This window comes from Microbacterium sp. B19(2022) (genome assembly GCF_012030385.1).
GTDB lineage: Bacteria > Actinomycetota > Actinomycetes > Actinomycetales > Microbacteriaceae > Microbacterium > Microbacterium oxydans_B.
On record NZ_JAAUVO010000018.1, the window covers coordinates 64,709 to 80,544 of the forward strand.

Below are 15,836 nucleotides of genomic sequence, written 5' to 3' on the forward strand. Positions count from 1 at the left end.
CGCGCACCGAGAGGCGCGGCGAGAGACCGGAGTGGACAGTCGTGGTAGAGCTGGCTCTACTCTTCGCTCGATCGCCCGCTGCCCGGCTCCGCGATCCGTAGGGTTGAGGCATGAGAGCGCCGACCGTCTGGCACGCGATGATGCGCGCACCCTGGCGGTTCCTGTTCGGCGCGTGGCCATGGCGCGCTCTCGGATACCTGTCGGCGAGCGTCGCGATCGGTCTTCTGCTGCTGCCGATCACCATCCTGACGTTGCTGTTTCTGCCCCTGTGGGGCATCGTGATCGGCGCGCTCGAGCGGCGACGTACCCGGCTCTTGGGTTTTCCTGCTCAGCCGTCCGGTCACGTTCCCCTCCGGCGCGACCAACGTCATCTCTGGCTGTCCGTGCGGATGAACGAGGGAGCGACCTGGAGGGAGACGGTCGCGCTGCTGCTCGATCTGGTCGTCGGCTGGCTCGTGCTCGCCCTGGTGTTCTTCCAGGGCCTGCTGCTCGTGCTCCTCGTCTACGTCGCCGTGTCCGGGGTGCGTGGACCCACGCGGCTCAACCTCTTCGGCGACGTCTGGATCGTCGCGACTCCTCATACCTGGTTGCTGCTCGTCCCGATCGCCGCGCTCTCGCTGTGCGTGTTCGCCTACGCCAACGCCGTGCTCGCCGCCGGGCAGGCCACATTGCTGCGTTCGCTCTGCGGTCCTCGACAGCACGAGATGACGCGCAACGTGGAGCGTCTCGTGCAGTCGCGCGCTGCGCTGGTCGAAGCCTTCGAGGCGGAGCGGCGGCGCATCGAACGCGACCTGCACGATGGCGTCCAGCAGGAACTCGTGACGCTCGCCGCGCGCCTCGGCATGGTGAGTCTCGAACTCGACGACCTCGACGCGACGGGTGCCGACACCGCCCCGGTCCGCGGTGCGCTCGACGTCGCCCAGGGACAGGCGGAACACGCGATGGCGACGCTGCGGGATACCGTGCGAGGTATCCATCCTGCCGTTCTCACCGACCACGGGCTCCGGGCAGCCCTGGACGAGTTGGCCGACCGGGCGCCGATCCCGCTCCGGCTGGAGATCCCGGACCTCGGCAGGCTGCCGGCGCCGGTGGAGACGGCCGCCTACTATTTCGTGACCGAGGCGATCAGCAACGCGGCAAAGCACACCGTCGCGACCAGGCTGACCGTGCGTGCCGGGGTGACGAACGCCGTCCTCGACGTGCTCGCCATAGACGACGGGCAGGGCGGAGCGGATGCGAATGAGGGAACAGGTCTGCGAGGACTCACCGAACGCGCCGCCACCCTCGGTGGTCGGTTCACGATCGACAGCCCGGACGGCGGGCCGACGACGCTCCGTATGACGATGCCGCTGCAAAAAGAATGGGCGGTGTCGGATGCGTCTGTTGCTCGCTGAAGACTCCGCGCTGCTGCGCGAGGCCCTGACGGCTCTGCTCGAGCGGCTCGGCCACGTCGTCGTCACGACCGCGCAGTCGGCCCCCGAGCTGCGGGAGGCGTTCGAGCGCTTGGCCGCGGCCGGCGATGCGCCCGCCCTCGTCGTGACCGACGTGCGCATGCCGCCGGACGAGACGGACGATGGACTCCGCGCCGCGCTCGACATCCGCGCCCTGCACCCGGCGCAACCGGTCATGGTGCTCTCCCAGTACATCGCGGACACGTATGCGCGGGAACTGCTCACGCTTCCGGGTGGCGGCATCGGCTACCTGCTGAAGGATCGGGTGAGTCGTGTCCGCGACTTCGCGACCGCGCTCGACACGGTCGCAGCGGGTGGCACGGTCATCGACCCGGACGTGGTCCAGCACCTTCTGAGCAGTTCGCGCCAGGGGCCGCTCGACGCGCTCACCGGGCGGGAGCGCGAGGTGCTCGGCCTGATGGCAGACGGACAGTCGAACTCCGCCATCGCCGCCTCGCTCACGCTGACGGATGCTGCCGTGAGTAAACACATCGGCAACATCTTCACGAAGCTCGGCCTCGGCCCCGTCGAGGAGAACCGTCGCGTGCGAGCCGTTCTGACTTACCTCGACGCCGCGCGTTCCTGAACCTGCAGCAGGGTTGCGAGCCAGCGCAGCGCGGGTCCGGCTTGCTCCCGCTGGAATGCGCGGAGTCCGGGCAGCTGAGGTATCTCGGGTTGCGCCTGGGCGAACCAGAGGTACGACGCGAATCCGGAGATCACGGGGAGCATCTCGCGCATCGGCGGGGCTCCGTGCTCTTCGAACAGCGGCCACGCCTCTTCGCACGCGGGACCGCCGGAGGCCTCGACGCTCGGCAGCAGAAACGGGAGATCGATCCACGGGGCTCCGCGGCGGGCGTGCGGCCAGTCCACGAATCGTGCGTGCCCGTCGCTGATCAGGATGTTGTCGGCACGCACGTCGTCGTGCGCGATGACATCTCCGCCGACCGCGGCGCGGAAGTCCTGTTCGATACGCAGCAGATCACTCATCCGCTCCTGTACCAGGATCGGGAGACCGGCGAGCAGCCGCTCATCGAGGGAGATCTGCTCCCATCGGGTGAAGTCGGGGAGCATGCTGTCGGCCGCGTCTCCCAGGTCGAGTGGCGCCTTCGTCGACGAGAGGATGCGGAGGGTCGCGGCGATCGAATACAGATCATCCACCGACCAGGGGCTGCCGGGGTGGTGCCCGTCGATCGCCTCGAGCACGAGCGCAGCGCCGACCGTCTCGTCGACCTCGCCGAGCACCGCCGGGGCGATCGTCGGTGGCAGCGTCGCCAGCACCTGCATCTCGGCACGGAGGAAGTGCAGCGAGTCGGGGTGCCAATCCCGCGCGCACGCCTTCACGAAGGCCTTCCCCTTGGTGGTGGTGACCACACCGGCGTAGGACGCGCTGAATCCGCTCTGCGCCGGTTCGTCCCGGACGAATCGTCCTCCGATTACGTCGACGATGCGCGCGCGCAGCATCAGGGGGAGTGCGGTCCACTCCGGTCGAAGGCGGTCTGCGCCTGCGCTCATCGTGACGGTCCCTTCGCTCGCAGCGTCGCGATATCCCCGGGGCACGGGTTCCTCGACGCTAGCAGCAGCCGGCGGCAGGACCTACGGTCTCGGTCACTCGGTGCGTGAACCTGCGTCGACCAGGGCGCGGATGGCCTCGACGGTGCGGTCGACGTCGTCCGAAGTGGTCGCCCACGACGACATCGAGCATCGCAGGGCCGCACGGCCCTCCCACTCGGCGCCCGTCATGGCCGCCGTCCCCTCGACGAGGATCGCCGCGCCAAGCGCACGCGTCGCTTCGTCGGAGCCGAGGCGGAACATCACCTGTGTGTAGTCGACCTCGTTGATGACTTCCACCGAGTCCACCGTCCGGAGTCCCGCGGCCATGGCGACGGCGTGGGCATGCAGGCGATCCATCAGCTCGGCGATACCCGATCGTCCGAGACTGCGCAGCGCGGCCCACGCGGGAACCCCGCGGGCGCGTCGCGAGAGCTCGGGCGTGACATCCCACGGGTCGAGCCCTGAATAGATCAGATAGTCGCCTCCGGTGCGGAACGCCGCGATGGAGTCCGCCGGGTCGCGCACGATCGCCATGCCACAGTCGTAGGGCACGTTCAGCGTCTTGTGGGCGTCTGTCGCCCAGGAGTCGGCATCCGCCATGCCCGCGGTGAGGTGGCGCAGTGCGGGGGAGGCCGCCGCCCACAGCCCGAACGCGCCGTCGATGTGCACCCACGCGCCGTTCCGGTGTGCGACCGGGATGAGCGCGGCGAAGTCGTCGAAGGCGCCGGTGTGCACCTCACCCGCCTGCAGACACACGATGAGGGGTCCCTCGCCGCCGGCGAGAGCCTGCTCCAGCGCATCCGCGCTCATGCGTCCTAGCTCATCGGACGGGACGACCATGAGTTCCGCTCGTCCGATCCCCAGGAAGCGTGCGGCACGGTCGATGGATCCGTGCCGGTCGGCCCCGACGACGAACCGCAGCGTGGGGGAACCCTGGAAACCCTGCTCGGCGACGTCCCATCCCGCGCGTGCGAGAACCGCGTGTCGCGCGGTGGCCAGGCAGGTGAAGTTGGCGAGCTGCCCGCCCGTGACGAAACCGACGCTGGCGGCCGCGGGGAGGCCGAAGAGGTCGAGCATCCACTGCCCGGCGACGCGTTCCATGGCGACCGTGGCGGGTGTGAGGGTCGACGAACCGGAGTTCTGATCCCACGCCGAGACGAGCCAGTCGGCGGCCAGGGCTGCCGGATGCGTGCCGCCGATCACGAAGCCGAAGAACCGGCCGCCGGGGATCGCGACGAGTCCGGGGTCGGCGAGCACGGCCATCTCCTCGACCACTGTCGCGGGGTCCATGCCGTGCTCAGGGAGCGGGCCGCCGAACGCTGTCAGCATGTCGTCGAGTGAAGCCCGGGGCCACACCGGTCGCTCGGCGACCGAGTCCAGGAAGCGGAGGGCGGCGTGATGCGCGGTTTCCAGTGCACGCGACCTGTCGTCAGGAGCCATCTCGTTCATGCCTCAGGCCTACACCCGGGTGTCGCCTCGCGCCAGAGGTCGCGCGCTCATCCCGGTTCGCGAGGAGCCCGGACGCGAGCGGGCCGCATGCGATCAGTAGGGTTGATCGCATGATCGGCGCACGTGAATGGCAACTCATCGGCCTGAACAACCTCTACATGAACCTGCAGCGACTGCATGTGTATGATCGCGCGTCGACGATGATCAGCGGGACAGCCGAGGACGAGGCGCGGACCGCTGCCCTTCGCGGATGGATGGACGCGGTCGTGGCGGCGATGGAGCCGGTATTGCAGGGAGGAGAACTCGATCAGGCGACCCAGGACTCTCTCCTGCCGCTGGTGCCGTGGCTCCGTGACGAGGTGGCTCGCTACTACGCGCTGCACGATCCGGCAGCCCCGTTGCGGGAGCAGGCCGCGTTCGGTGCAGCCCACGTGCTCGCCTGCGACTACCAGACGAAGGGCGAGCGGGCGATCGCCGAAGCGGTCGACAAGCCGGAGGAGGCCGATCGCCTCCTCCAGCGCGTCCCGATGATGATGGCGCTCGTCCGGCAGGCGAACACCGCGGTCGGAACCTGTGCCCAGGGTGAGCCGAGCGACGAGATCGCGGGCTACATCACCGAGCATGTGCGGGTTGCGCGCGGCGATGAATCGCGCATGTTGCTGCAGATCGGTGCCGCCCCGGTGACGTTGCAGGGCCGCGACCCGCGCGAATGACGGCTGCGCGGACGGCCGCGGTGGACGCCGCTCGGTCGACCGCGGCTTTTCGATAGAATGGACGACGCCCTGGGCACGCTCCGGGGCGGATACGACGAGCGGAGACTTATGTCCGGGCATTCCAAGTGGGCGACCACGAAGCACAAGAAGGCCATCATCGACTCGCGGCGTGCGAAGTCCTGGGCCAAGCTGATCAAGAACATCGAGGTTGCGGCGAAGCTCGGCGGACCAGACCTCGTCGGCAACCCGACACTCTTCGACGCGGTGCAGAAGGCCAAGAAGACCTCGGTCCCCAAGGACAACATCGACCGCGCAGTGAAGCGTGGTGCCGGCATCGGCGGCGAGGTCGTCGAGTACACCTCGATCATGTACGAGGGCTACGGACCCAACGGCGTCGCGCTCATGATCGAGTGTCTGACCGACAACAAGAACCGGGCGGCCGCTGAGGTCCGCACGGCGCTCAGCCGCAACGGTGGGACGCTCGCCGACCCCGGCAGCGTCGCCTACAACTTCAGCCGCAAGGGCGTCATCGTCGTCGGCTCCGAGGGCACCACCGAGGACGACGTCATGATGGCGGCGCTCGAGGCGGGCGCCGAGGAGATCGAGCCTCATGCCGAGGGCTTCGAGGTCATCACTGAGGCGACTGACCTGGTGGCCGTGCGCAGCGCGCTGCAGGAAGCCGGGATCGACTACGAGTCGGCGGACGTCGAGTTCGTTCCGAACCTCAAGGTCGAGATCGACGCCGACACCGCACGGAAGATCTTCCGCCTGATCGATGCCCTTGAAGACAGTGAAGACGTGCAGAACGTGTTCACCAACTTCGACCTGTCGGCCGAGGTCCAGGCCGAGCTCGAGAACGACGACGCGTAGGCGCGCCGGGCGGCCTGTGTCGGTGTGCCCACCTAGCCTGGGGGAGTGACCTCCTCTCTGCGCGTGCTCGGCATCGACCCCGGCCTCACGCGTTGCGGTGTGGGCATCGTCGACGTCGATCCTTCGCGTCGCGGCACGCTGGTGCATGTGGGAGTGATCCGATCGTCACCGGATGCCGAGGTCGGTGATCGTCTGGCCATCGTCGCGGCCGGGATCCGTGCGGTGATCGCGGAGCACCGCCCGGATGCGGTCGCCGTCGAGCGCGTCTTCGCGCAGCAGAACACCCACTCCGTGATGGGGACGGCCCAGGCCAGTGGCGTGGCGCTGCTGATCGCGGCCGAGTCTGGGTTGCCCGCCGCCACCCATACGCCGAGCGAGGTGAAGGCCGCGGTCACCGGCTACGGCGCCGCCGATAAGCGCCAGGTGCAGACCATGATCGCGCGCATCTTGCGACTGGACGCGCTTCCGCAGCCGGCCGACGCGGCCGACGCCCTGGCGATTGCGCTGTGCCATGCCTGGCGTCGCGGTGGCCCCACGGCATCCGTGCAGGGGGCGCTCACTCCCGCGCAACGGGCCTGGGCGGACGCCGAGAAGCGTGTCGCTCGAACATAGGTCCGAACCACGCCCTAGGCTGAGGGGATGATCTCCTCACTGCACGGCGTCGTCCAGCATGCGACGTCCGATCAGGTCGTCATCGACGTGGGTGGTGTCGGGTTCGCCGTCGCCGTCCCTGCCGATGTCGCACACACCGCGACCGTGGGGGAGAAGCTCCTCTTGCACACGAGCCTCATCGTCCGTGAGGACTCGCTCTCCCTGTTCGGCTTCGCGGATCGCGGCGAGCTCGAGATCTTCGGCCTGCTGATCAGCGTGACCGGCGTCGGGCCGAAATCGGCGTTGGGAGTGCTCTCGCACCTCACGGGCGATCAGATCGCCGAAGCCGTGACAGCGGAAGATGACGCGCCGTTCCGACGGGTCTCGGGTATCGGACCCAAGACGGCGAAACTCATCGTGCTGCAGCTCGCCGGCAAGGTGCAGGCCTTCGCGGCACCGTCGAGGCCTGTGGTGTCGGGCGGCACCGATGTCGTCACGCAGGTGGCTGCGGCGCTGGTCGGCCTCGGCTGGTCGGAGAAGGTCGCCGCCGAGGCCGCGGCGCAGACGGCGGCCGAAGCCACGGAGGCGGAGCGGGCGACTGTGGCCCTGCTGTTGCGGCGAACTCTCGCGCTGCTCGGCCCTGCGCAGGGAGGCCAGGCGCGTGTCTGATCCCCTCGACGCGACCGAGCCCTCGGATGAGACCGAACTGGCGATCGAGGGCGCGCTGCGCCCGACGAGCCTCGGCGATTTCGTCGGACAGCAGAAGGTGCGCGGGCAGTTGCAGCTGCTGCTCGAGGCCGCACGCATCCAGAGCCGCCCTGCCGACCACATTCTGCTCGCCGGCCCCCCGGGGCTCGGCAAGACGACGCTGGCGATGATCGTGGCGCACGAGAGCCAGCGCCCGCTTCGCCTGTCGAGCGGCCCGGCCATCCAGCACGCCGGCGACCTCGCCGCACTGCTCTCCAGCTTGGTGCCGGGGGAGGTGCTCTTCATCGACGAGATCCACCGCATGGCACGCTCCGCCGAAGAGATGCTGTACCTCGCGATGGAGGACTACCGGATCGACATCATGGTCGGCAAGGGTGCGGGAGCGACGAGCATTCCGCTCGAGCTGTCACCCTTCACGCTCGTCGGAGCCACGACGCGATCCGGTCTGCTGCCGAATCCGCTGCGCGACCGTTTCGGATTCACCGGACACCTGGAGTTCTACGACGAGTCCGAGCTCGAGCAGGTCATCGCCCGCTCGGCCTCTGTCCTGGGCGTCGACGTGCCGACCGATGCGCTCTCCGAGATCGCGCGCCGCTCCCGAGGCACACCTCGCATCGCGAACCGCCTGCTGCGCAGGGTGCGTGACTACGCCCTCGTGCACGGCGGGGGTGGCGCCACGATCCATGACGTACGCGCGGCGCTCGAACTCTACGACGTCGACTCGATCGGCCTCGACCGGCTGGACCGTGCGGTGCTGGAAGCTCTGGTCCGCCGTTTCCGCGGGGGCCCGGTCGGCCTGAGCACGCTCGCCGTGGCGGTCGGCGAAGAGGGGGAGACCGTGGAGAGCGTGGTGGAACCGTACCTGGTGCGCATCGGCTTCCTCGGGCGCACTCCGCGCGGTCGTGTGGCGATGCCGGAGGCCTACGCGCACCTCGGCGTCGCGCATCCGGACGGGATGCTTAAGTTGGATGACCTATAATCACTGAAGACTTCCCGGTTACCTTCGCGCGCCCAAAGGCTGGAGCGTGCACCTGAGAAAGGCGCTTCCCCCATGCCCATGGAATTCCTGCTCTTCGGCCTTCTCGCCGTCCTCCTCGTCTTCATGATCTTCAACACGCGTAAGCGCACGAAGCAGATGAAGGCCGATCAGGAGGAGAAGGCGACCAAGACCGTTCCCGGCGCCAAGGTGCTCCTGCAGGGTGGCATCTACGGCACGATCGTCTCGTACGACCCCGATGACCTCGACACGCCGGCTCTCGTCGAGATCGCTCCGGGCACCATCATCGACGTGCACAGCCAGGCGATCCTCCGCGTGGTCGAGCCCAAGGATGCGATCATCGACGCACCCGTCGACGTGATCGAGGAGCCGGCCGTCGACGACGCAGCCGCCCCCGCGCTCGAGACCCCCGAGGAGACGCGCGCTCGCCTCGAGCGCGACGCCGACGACAAGTAATCTCCGCGGCCGACGCGGCCCTTCGGATCTCCGTCCTCCCAGAAAGCTGAACACACGTGGCTTCATCTTCTCCCGTCCGTCACGCCTGGCGGGTCCTGCTCGGCCTGCTCCTCGTGACGGGTGTGCTCTTCGGCATCAACTCGCTGGGCGTTTACGTCATCAAGGACGCCGAAGGACAGCCGGTCAGCTCCTGGACGCCCGAGCTCGCACTCGACCTGCAGGGCGGCACCCAGATCGTCCTCAGCGCAGAGACCGAGGACGGTGCGGCGCCCACGCAGGAGCAGCTCGACCAGGCCGCGGCGATCATCCGCCAGCGCGTGGACGCGTCGGGAGTGGCCGAAGCCGACATCACGACCGAGGGCGGACAGAACATCGTCGTCCAGATCCCTGGCGAGGCGGATGCGCAGACGCGTGAGCGGATCCAGGCGAGCGCGCAGCTCGAGCTGCGACCCGTGCTCTACACGACGGCCGCGAGCACCGAGTTCGTCGGGGAGGACGGGAACTCCACTCCGTACCCCAGCCCGGACCCGTCGCTAAACGCGACGCCGACCGCCGAGCCGACCGACGCGAGCGACCTGTCCTGGGTGACGGACAAGCTGGCAGCGGAGTTCCAGGCCTACGACTGCGAGAACCCGGACAACGACCCCGCTCGGGCCCCGAAGGACCAGCCGGTCGTCGCCTGCTCCCCGGACAAGGCGCAGAAGTTCCTCCTGGGCCCGACGGAGCTCGACGGCACCGCGATCACCGACGCCTCCGCGGGCCGCGACCAGAAGTCCGGCGCGTGGATCGTGCAGCTGACCATGAACGGCGAGGGCGGCGACGCCTTCGGCAAGGTCAGCACGCGGCTGAACCAGAACCGCATCGACGGACTGTCCCCGCGTGATCAGTTCGCGTTCGTGCTCGACGGTGACGTCATCAGCGCTCCGCGGATGAACGGCGTCATCCTCGACGGCCGTCCCAGCATCTCGGGCAGCTTCACGCAGGAGACCGCGACGACCCTCGCCGACCAGCTGAAGTTCGGTGCCCTGCCGCTCAGCTTCGTCGTGCAGAGCTCCGACACCATCTCGGCGACGCTGGGAACCCAGCAGCTGCAGATCGGTCTGATCGCGGGACTCATCGGTCTCGCGCTCGTCGCGATCTATTCTCTGATCGTCTACCGAGCACTCGGGTCGGTGATCATCGCCTCGATCGCGGTGATGGCCGTCCTCACCTACATCATCATCTGCATCCTGGCCTGGCGCCTCGGATTCCGTCTCTCGCTCGCCGGCGTCGCCGGCCTGATCGTGTCGATCGGTTTCACCGCCGACTCGTTCATCGTCTACTTCGAACGAATACGAGACGAACTCCGCGACGGGAAGTCGATCACCGCCGCGGTCGAAGACGGCTGGGGTCGCGCGAAGCGCACGATCTACATCTCGAAGTCGATCAACATCCTCGCGGCAGTCGTGCTGTACATCCTCGCCGACGCCACGGTGAAGGGCTTCGCGTTCACGCTCGGCCTCACGACCCTCATCGACGTGTTCATCTTCGTGATCTTCACGCACCCGGTCATGCAGCTTCTCGCACGCACCCGATTCTTCGGCGGCGGTCACAAGCTCTCGGGCCTCGATCCCGAGGCCCTCGGTGCGGTGTACCGAAGCAGGTCCCAGTACCGGGAGGTCACGACGGCATCGGCAGGTCGCGGTGCGAAGAACGCCCGCTCTCGCGCCGAGGCGGATCGCCGCCAGACCATCGCAGAACGAAAGCGCGCCGAGGCACTCGCGGGCGACAGACCGACCAAGCCCGGAAGTGAGGGAGACGCCTGATGCCTTCCATGAATGAGTTCGGAAACAACCTCTATTCCGGCAAGACCTCCTTCCCGTTCGTCGGCAAGCGTCGCCTGTGGTTCATCATCGCGATCATCCTGGTCGTCGGTTCGGCCCTCGTGCCGCTCATCCGGCCCATCCAGTTCTCCATCGAGTTCACCGGCGGGTCCCAGTTCACGGTGCAGGCGCCCGACACGGTCGATCAGGACACCGCGAAGGAGGCCGTCCAGTCGGTCGTCCCGGGAGCCGCGACCAAGGTCGTCGTCCTGAACGGGAAGGACATCCGTGTCCAGACCGACCAGATGAGCGCCGCCGAGACGCAGGACGTCGCTGAAGCCCTCGCCGACGCCTACGGTGTGGAGCCCGCCAATGTGACGTCGTCGTTCATCGGCCCGGCCTGGGGTGAGAACGTCACGAAGCAGTCGCTGTGGGGTCTCGCGATCTTCCTCGCCCTCACCTTCCTGATCCTCGCGATCTACTTCCGCACGTGGAAGATGTCGGCGGCGGCGATCATCGGCCTGCTCGACGTGCTCGTCATCACGGTCGGTGTCTACGCGCTGGCCGGCTTCGAGATCTCTCCGGCCGCCGTCATCGGCTTCCTCACGATCCTGGCGTACTCGCTGTACGACACCACGGTCGTGTTCGACAAGGTCAGGGAGAACACCACCGAAGACGGGGAGAAGTCCGCGCGGCTGTTCGGTGAATCGGTGAACCTCGCCGTGAACCAGACGCTCGTGCGCTCCATCAACACGTCTGTGGTCGCGGCCCTGCCGGTTGGGGCCGTGCTCTTCATCGGAGCCTTCTGGCTCGGTGCGGAATCGCTCACCGACATCTCGCTGTCGATCTTCGTCGGCATCCTCGTCGCGACGTACTCCACGCTCTTCGTTGCCGCTCCGCTGTACTCGCTGTTCCGCGAGAACGAGCCGCAGCTCAAGGAGCGCGACGCCCGCATCCGCGAGGCTCGCAGCCGGGCGTCCGTCGAAGCCTGACGGGTCCGGCCCGAGGGTGCTCCGGGCGGGAGCTCGGCGCCCTCAGCACGCGTAGGATGAATTGATCGGGAGGTGAGTTGATGGCGGAACCGCAGACGTCATCGCAGGGTTCGAGTCTGCGACGACTGGTTCCCCGCATCTTCTCCCGCGCGTCCCGCATCAACGACCTCGACAACCTGATCCGTACGGTGCGTGCGAACCACCCCAAGGGCGACTTCTCCGTCATCGAACGCGCATACGCGGTCGCGAAGGAGAAGCACGAGGGGCAGAAGCGCCAGAGCGGCGAGCCGTACATCACGCACCCCCTGGCGGTCGCGCAGATCCTCGCCGAGCTCGGTCTGGGCCCGCGGGCCATCGCCGCGGCGCTCCTGCACGACACGGTCGAAGACACGGGCTATGCGCTGACCGATCTCACCGCCGAGTTCGGCGATGAGGTCGCGATGCTCGTCGACGGCGTGACCAAGCTCGACAAGGTCAAGTACGGCGAGAGCGCGCAGGCCGAGACGGTCCGCAAGATGATCGTGGCGATGTCGAAAGACATCCGGGTCCTGCTCATCAAGCTCGCCGACCGGCTGCACAACGCGCGCACCTGGGGTTTCGTCCCGCCGGAGAAGGCCACGAAGAAGGCCAAGGAGACCCTCGAGATCTACGCCCCGCTGGCGAACCGTCTCGGTATCCAGGCGATCAAGTCGGAGCTCGAAGACCTCTCGTTCGCTGTGCTGCACCCGAAGATCTACAACGAGATCCACAGCCTCATCGCGCAGCGGACCCCGCAGCGTGAGAAGTACCTCGCGCAGGTCGTCGAGGAGATCGACGAGGATCTGCGCGACCTCCGTATCCGCGGCAAGGTCGTCGGGCGGCCGAAGCAGCTGTACTCGGTGTACCAGAAGATGGTCATCCGCGGCCGCGAGTTCGACGACATCTACGACCTGATCGGCATCCGCGTGCTCGTCGGCTCGGTGCGCGACTGCTATGCCGTCCTCGGTGCGATCCACGCGCGTTGGACGCCGCTGCCCGGCCGGTTCAAGGACTACATCGCCACGCCGAAGTTCAACCTCTACCAGTCGCTGCACACCACGGTCATCGGGCCCGCCGGTCGCACGGTCGAGATCCAGATCCGCACCCACGAGATGCACCAGCAGGCCGAGTACGGTGTGGCGGCGCACTGGATGTACAAGGAGCGGATGAACGGTGGTGGCAAGACCGAGGTCCGCGCCTCTGACACCGACATGGCGTGGCTCGCCCATATCTCCGACTGGCAGGCCGAGACCGCCGACCCCGGAGAGTTCCTCGACTCGCTGCGCTTCGAGATCGGTGCGAAGGAGGTCTACGTCTTCACGCCGAAGGGGCGTGTGATCGGCCTGCCCGCCAGCGCGACCCCCGTGGACTTCGCCTACGCGGTGCACACCGAGATCGGCCACCGCACCATGGGTGCGAAGGTCAACGGGCGCCTCGTGCCTCTGGAATCGGAGCTCAAGAGCGGCGACGTGGTCGAGGTCTTCACCTCGAAGAACCCCGATGCCGGCCCCAGCCAGGACTGGCTCGGTTTCGTCGCGAGCACGCGAGCGCGGAACAAGATCCGCGGCTGGTTCACCAAGGAGCGCCGCGAAGAGGCCATCGAGCAGGGCAAGGAGGCCATCGCCCGCGCGATGCGCCGCCAGAACCTGCCGCTGCAGAAGCTGATGAGCCAGGACTCGTTCGCCGAGGTGGCTCGCGGGCTGCACTACGAAGACGTCTCCGCGCTCTACGCCGCCGTCGGCGAAGGACACGTGTCGACGCAGTCGGTGCTCGAGAAGGTCACGGCCCTGGTCGCGGCCAACGACCCCAGCACGGGTGCCATCGATCTGCCCGGCAGCGTTCCGACGCGTGAGCCGCGATCCGGCGACTCGGGCGTCCTCGTGCGCGGCGCCAACGACATCCTGGTGAAGCTGGCCAAGTGCTGCACCCCGGTACCCGGTGACCAGATCGTCGGATTCGTGACGCGCGGCAGTGGCGTCTCCGTGCACCGGGCGGACTGCGTCAACGTCAAGGCGCTCAGCAACGAGCAGGACCGCTTCGTCGAGGTCTCGTGGGCTCCGACGACGAAGAGCGTGTTCCGCGTGCAGATCCAGGTCGAGGCGCTCGACCGCTCGGGCCTTCTCTCCGACGTGACGCGCGTGCTGAGTGAGCACCACGTCAACATCCTCTCGGCGACGGTCACCACCACCGATGAGCGGTTGGCTCTGAGCCGGTTCGTCTTCGAGATGGGCGATGCCGTGCATCTCGACCGTGTGCTGAACGCGGTCCGTCGGATCGACGCCGTCTACGACGTCTACCGGGTCACCTCTTCCTGACGGCGAGGCGCTGCAGAGCGGCCGAACCCATGCGGCTGCCCGGCACGCGTCGAAGGTCCTGCAGCGCGTTCATCGCCGCCTCGGGAGTATCCGGGCAGGCGACGGCGAGGAGATCCATCCAGGGCAGCACCCGCGGGTCGCGATGCAGTGTCGTCGCGAGGTCGAGCATCGTGCGGGCCGGGCTGGATACGGCGACGCCGCCGAGCGTACGGACGTCGGAATCGGGGAGCAGGGTGTCGTGGAACACCACACGCGCGCTGGTGACCGGACGGATCCGGCGTTCCACGCACCGCTTCACGTGATGCACGACCGGCGGCGTGTCGCCGGCGCCGTGGACCCAGGCGGCCGTCTGGTGGCACGCGGCGGTGCCCGGCCGGACGAGCGCAGCGATCGAGCTCGCCCGAACGTCGGGCCCCTCCACGAGATCGGCAGGGATGTATGCGTCGCCCACGTCGACGACATGGCCGTCGATGCGGGCCGCACTGAGTTCGGTCTGGCTCAACCGCTTGCCGGGAACATAGAGGAACGCGGGGTGCATCACGCCAGTCTGGCGCAGTGCACCCCGCGTTCGAGACAGTCGCGGAGACCTGTGGAGAAGGGTCAGCCGCCCAGAGCGCTCAGCCAGGCGCGGCGAGCCTCGAGGGCGTCGGCGGCTTCCTTCGCCGCCTTCTTGTCGCCGGCCTTCTCGGCAGCGGCGACCTCGGCTTCGAGCTTCTCGATGGCCTCCTGCAGCTGCGAACTCATGTCGTTCGCGCGCGCCTTGGTCTCGGGGTTGTTCTTCTTCCAGTCCACGTCTTCGCGGGCCTTCAGACCCTGCTCGATCGTGCGGAGCTTGTCGTCGAGCGCGCGCTCCTTATCCCGCGGGAAGATGCGGCCGATCTCATCCCACTGACGCTGGATGCGCGTGAGCAGTGCGCGAGCGCGCTTGATGTTCGACTCGTCGGCGACCGCCTTGGCCTCTTCGAGAAGAGCCTCTCGGGCCTCGATCTTCGGTGCGGATTCCGCTTCTTCGGCGGCGGACTGCTCGGCGCGAGCGGCGTACAGGGCATCGCCCGCCGCCTTGAACCGCGCCCAGAGTGCGTCGTCCGCCTTGCGCCCGGCACGACCGGCGGCCTTCCACTCGTCGAGCAGGTTGCGGTAGGCGGGAATCCCGTCGGTGCCACGCGGTGCGAGAGCCTCGGCGCGCTCGACCAGACGGGTCTTCACGTCGCGAGCACTCTTGTGCGCATCGTCGAGCTCGGAGTAGAAGGCGCGACGCTGCTTGTCGACCACGGCGCGCGCATCGCGGAACCGCTTCCAGAGCTGCTGGGAGATACCCTTGGAGAGGCGGGGACCGCTCTGCTGCTGAGCCTGCCACGCGTCGAAGAGCTCGCCGAGCTCGGCCGTGACTTGCTTCCACTGCACCTTGCTGAGGTCGCGCGCCGCGATCGCCTCGGCCTTCTCGACGAGCACGGTGCGCTCGGCGATCGCCTTGTCGACGAGTTCCTTGGCCTGCTGCGCCTCCTGCTCGGTGGCTTCGGACAGCGATGAGGTCAGGGTGTTCAGACGGTCGCGCAGACCTGCGAGGTCGCCGACTGCCGCGGCATCCGTCGCTTCAGCGATGAGGTGACCGGCCTGCTTCGAGAGGTCGCTCGCCGACGCGCCGCCGGCCTGGTGGCGCTGTTCGAGCGTGTGCACCTTGAAGGCGATGTCGTCGAACTTGCGCACGAAGTAGGCGAGCGCCTCGTCGGGCGTGCCGTCGGGATACTGGCCGACGACGCGCCAGATCTCGCCTTCGCGCACCTCGACGGTGCCGTCGTCGGAGACGCGGCCCCATTCTGCGGAGGTCGACGACGCGACGGGCGACGGCGCCGGTGCGGCGGGCGCAACGGCTGCCGGCTTGGGCGCCTTCGGCGGCATCGGCACGGCGGGGGGTGCGGGGAC

Annotated in this window: 15 protein-coding genes; 11 read left to right on the forward strand and 4 right to left on the reverse strand. The window is 68.1% G+C overall.

Annotated elements, in window-relative coordinates; genetic code table 11:
• The first annotated feature begins 110 nt into the window (after positions 1–110).
• Positions 111–1,394 carry a sensor histidine kinase gene (locus HCX50_RS15625; protein WP_167634985.1) on the forward strand — a complete coding sequence of 428 codons (1,284 nt, stop codon included), beginning with the start codon at positions 111–113 and terminating at the stop codon, positions 1,392–1,394.
• Complete coding sequence (locus tag HCX50_RS15630; protein WP_167634986.1) at positions 1,375–2,037, forward strand: response regulator transcription factor; 663 nt, start codon at positions 1,375–1,377, stop codon at positions 2,035–2,037. The genes HCX50_RS15625 and HCX50_RS15630 overlap by 20 nt, the downstream gene beginning before the upstream one ends.
• Here HCX50_RS15630 and HCX50_RS15635 read toward each other — a convergent pair.
• Positions 2,013–2,963, reverse strand: a complete 951-nt coding sequence (locus tag HCX50_RS15635) for an aminoglycoside phosphotransferase family protein (protein WP_167634987.1) — start codon at positions 2,961–2,963, stop codon at positions 2,013–2,015. The two genes, HCX50_RS15630 and HCX50_RS15635, sit on opposite strands and share 25 nt — an antisense overlap.
• 93 nt (positions 2,964–3,056) lie before the next feature.
• The gene (locus tag HCX50_RS15640; protein ID WP_337749879.1) at positions 3,057–4,451 is read right to left on the reverse strand and encodes a pyridoxal phosphate-dependent decarboxylase family protein; all 1,395 of its coding nucleotides are present in this window, start codon (positions 4,449–4,451) and stop codon (positions 3,057–3,059) included.
• Between the two features lie 110 nt (positions 4,452–4,561).
• On the opposite strand from HCX50_RS15640, the gene HCX50_RS15645 reads away from it, so the two are divergent.
• The 9 genes from HCX50_RS15645 to HCX50_RS15685 all read left to right on the forward strand — a co-directional run bounded on the left by HCX50_RS15645 (position 4,562) and on the right by HCX50_RS15685 (position 13,913).
• Positions 4,562–5,164, forward strand: coding sequence for a hypothetical protein (locus HCX50_RS15645; RefSeq protein WP_091036518.1), 603 nt, complete (start codon positions 4,562–4,564; stop codon positions 5,162–5,164).
• Positions 5,165–5,272: 108 nt separating this feature from the next.
• On the forward strand, positions 5,273–6,034 hold the full coding sequence (locus HCX50_RS15650) for a YebC/PmpR family DNA-binding transcriptional regulator (RefSeq protein WP_091037620.1): 762 nt from the start codon (positions 5,273–5,275) through the stop codon (positions 6,032–6,034).
• Between the two features lie 45 nt (positions 6,035–6,079).
• A complete protein-coding gene (gene ruvC / locus HCX50_RS15655; protein ID WP_167634988.1) occupies positions 6,080–6,646 on the forward strand; it encodes a crossover junction endodeoxyribonuclease RuvC in 567 nt (188 codons plus the stop codon).
• 27 nt (positions 6,647–6,673) lie between these two features.
• Entirely contained in the window at positions 6,674–7,294 is a 621-nt protein-coding gene (gene ruvA, locus HCX50_RS15660) for a Holliday junction branch migration protein RuvA (RefSeq protein ID WP_091036513.1), read from the forward strand.
• Positions 7,287–8,312: a Holliday junction branch migration DNA helicase RuvB gene (ruvB, locus tag HCX50_RS15665; RefSeq protein WP_167634989.1), complete on the forward strand. Its 1,026-nt coding sequence runs from the start codon at positions 7,287–7,289 to the stop codon at positions 8,310–8,312. The genes ruvA and ruvB overlap by 8 nt, the downstream gene beginning before the upstream one ends.
• Before the next feature lie 78 nt (positions 8,313–8,390).
• A complete protein-coding gene (locus tag HCX50_RS15670; RefSeq protein ID WP_091036508.1) occupies positions 8,391–8,786 on the forward strand; it encodes a preprotein translocase subunit YajC in 396 nt (131 codons plus the stop codon).
• Between the two features lie 56 nt (positions 8,787–8,842).
• Positions 8,843–10,591, forward strand: a complete 1,749-nt coding sequence (gene secD / locus HCX50_RS15675; RefSeq protein WP_091036506.1) for a protein translocase subunit SecD — start codon at positions 8,843–8,845, stop codon at positions 10,589–10,591.
• A complete protein-coding gene (gene secF, locus HCX50_RS15680; protein ID WP_091036504.1) occupies positions 10,591–11,580 on the forward strand; it encodes a protein translocase subunit SecF in 990 nt (329 codons plus the stop codon). Before secD ends, secF begins: the two co-directional genes overlap by 1 nt.
• An 80-nt stretch (positions 11,581–11,660) precedes the next feature.
• Entirely contained in the window at positions 11,661–13,913 is a 2,253-nt protein-coding gene (locus HCX50_RS15685) for a RelA/SpoT family protein (protein ID WP_091036501.1), read from the forward strand.
• Here HCX50_RS15685 and HCX50_RS15690 read toward each other — a convergent pair.
• Complete coding sequence (locus HCX50_RS15690; RefSeq protein ID WP_167634990.1) at positions 13,900–14,451, reverse strand: type IV toxin-antitoxin system AbiEi family antitoxin; 552 nt, start codon at positions 14,449–14,451, stop codon at positions 13,900–13,902. The genes HCX50_RS15685 and HCX50_RS15690 overlap by 14 nt on opposite strands.
• A gap of 62 nt (positions 14,452–14,513) precedes the next feature.
• The coding region (locus HCX50_RS15695) for a DUF349 domain-containing protein (RefSeq protein WP_237682539.1) at positions 14,514–15,836 on the reverse strand (1,323 nt) is incomplete at its 5' end.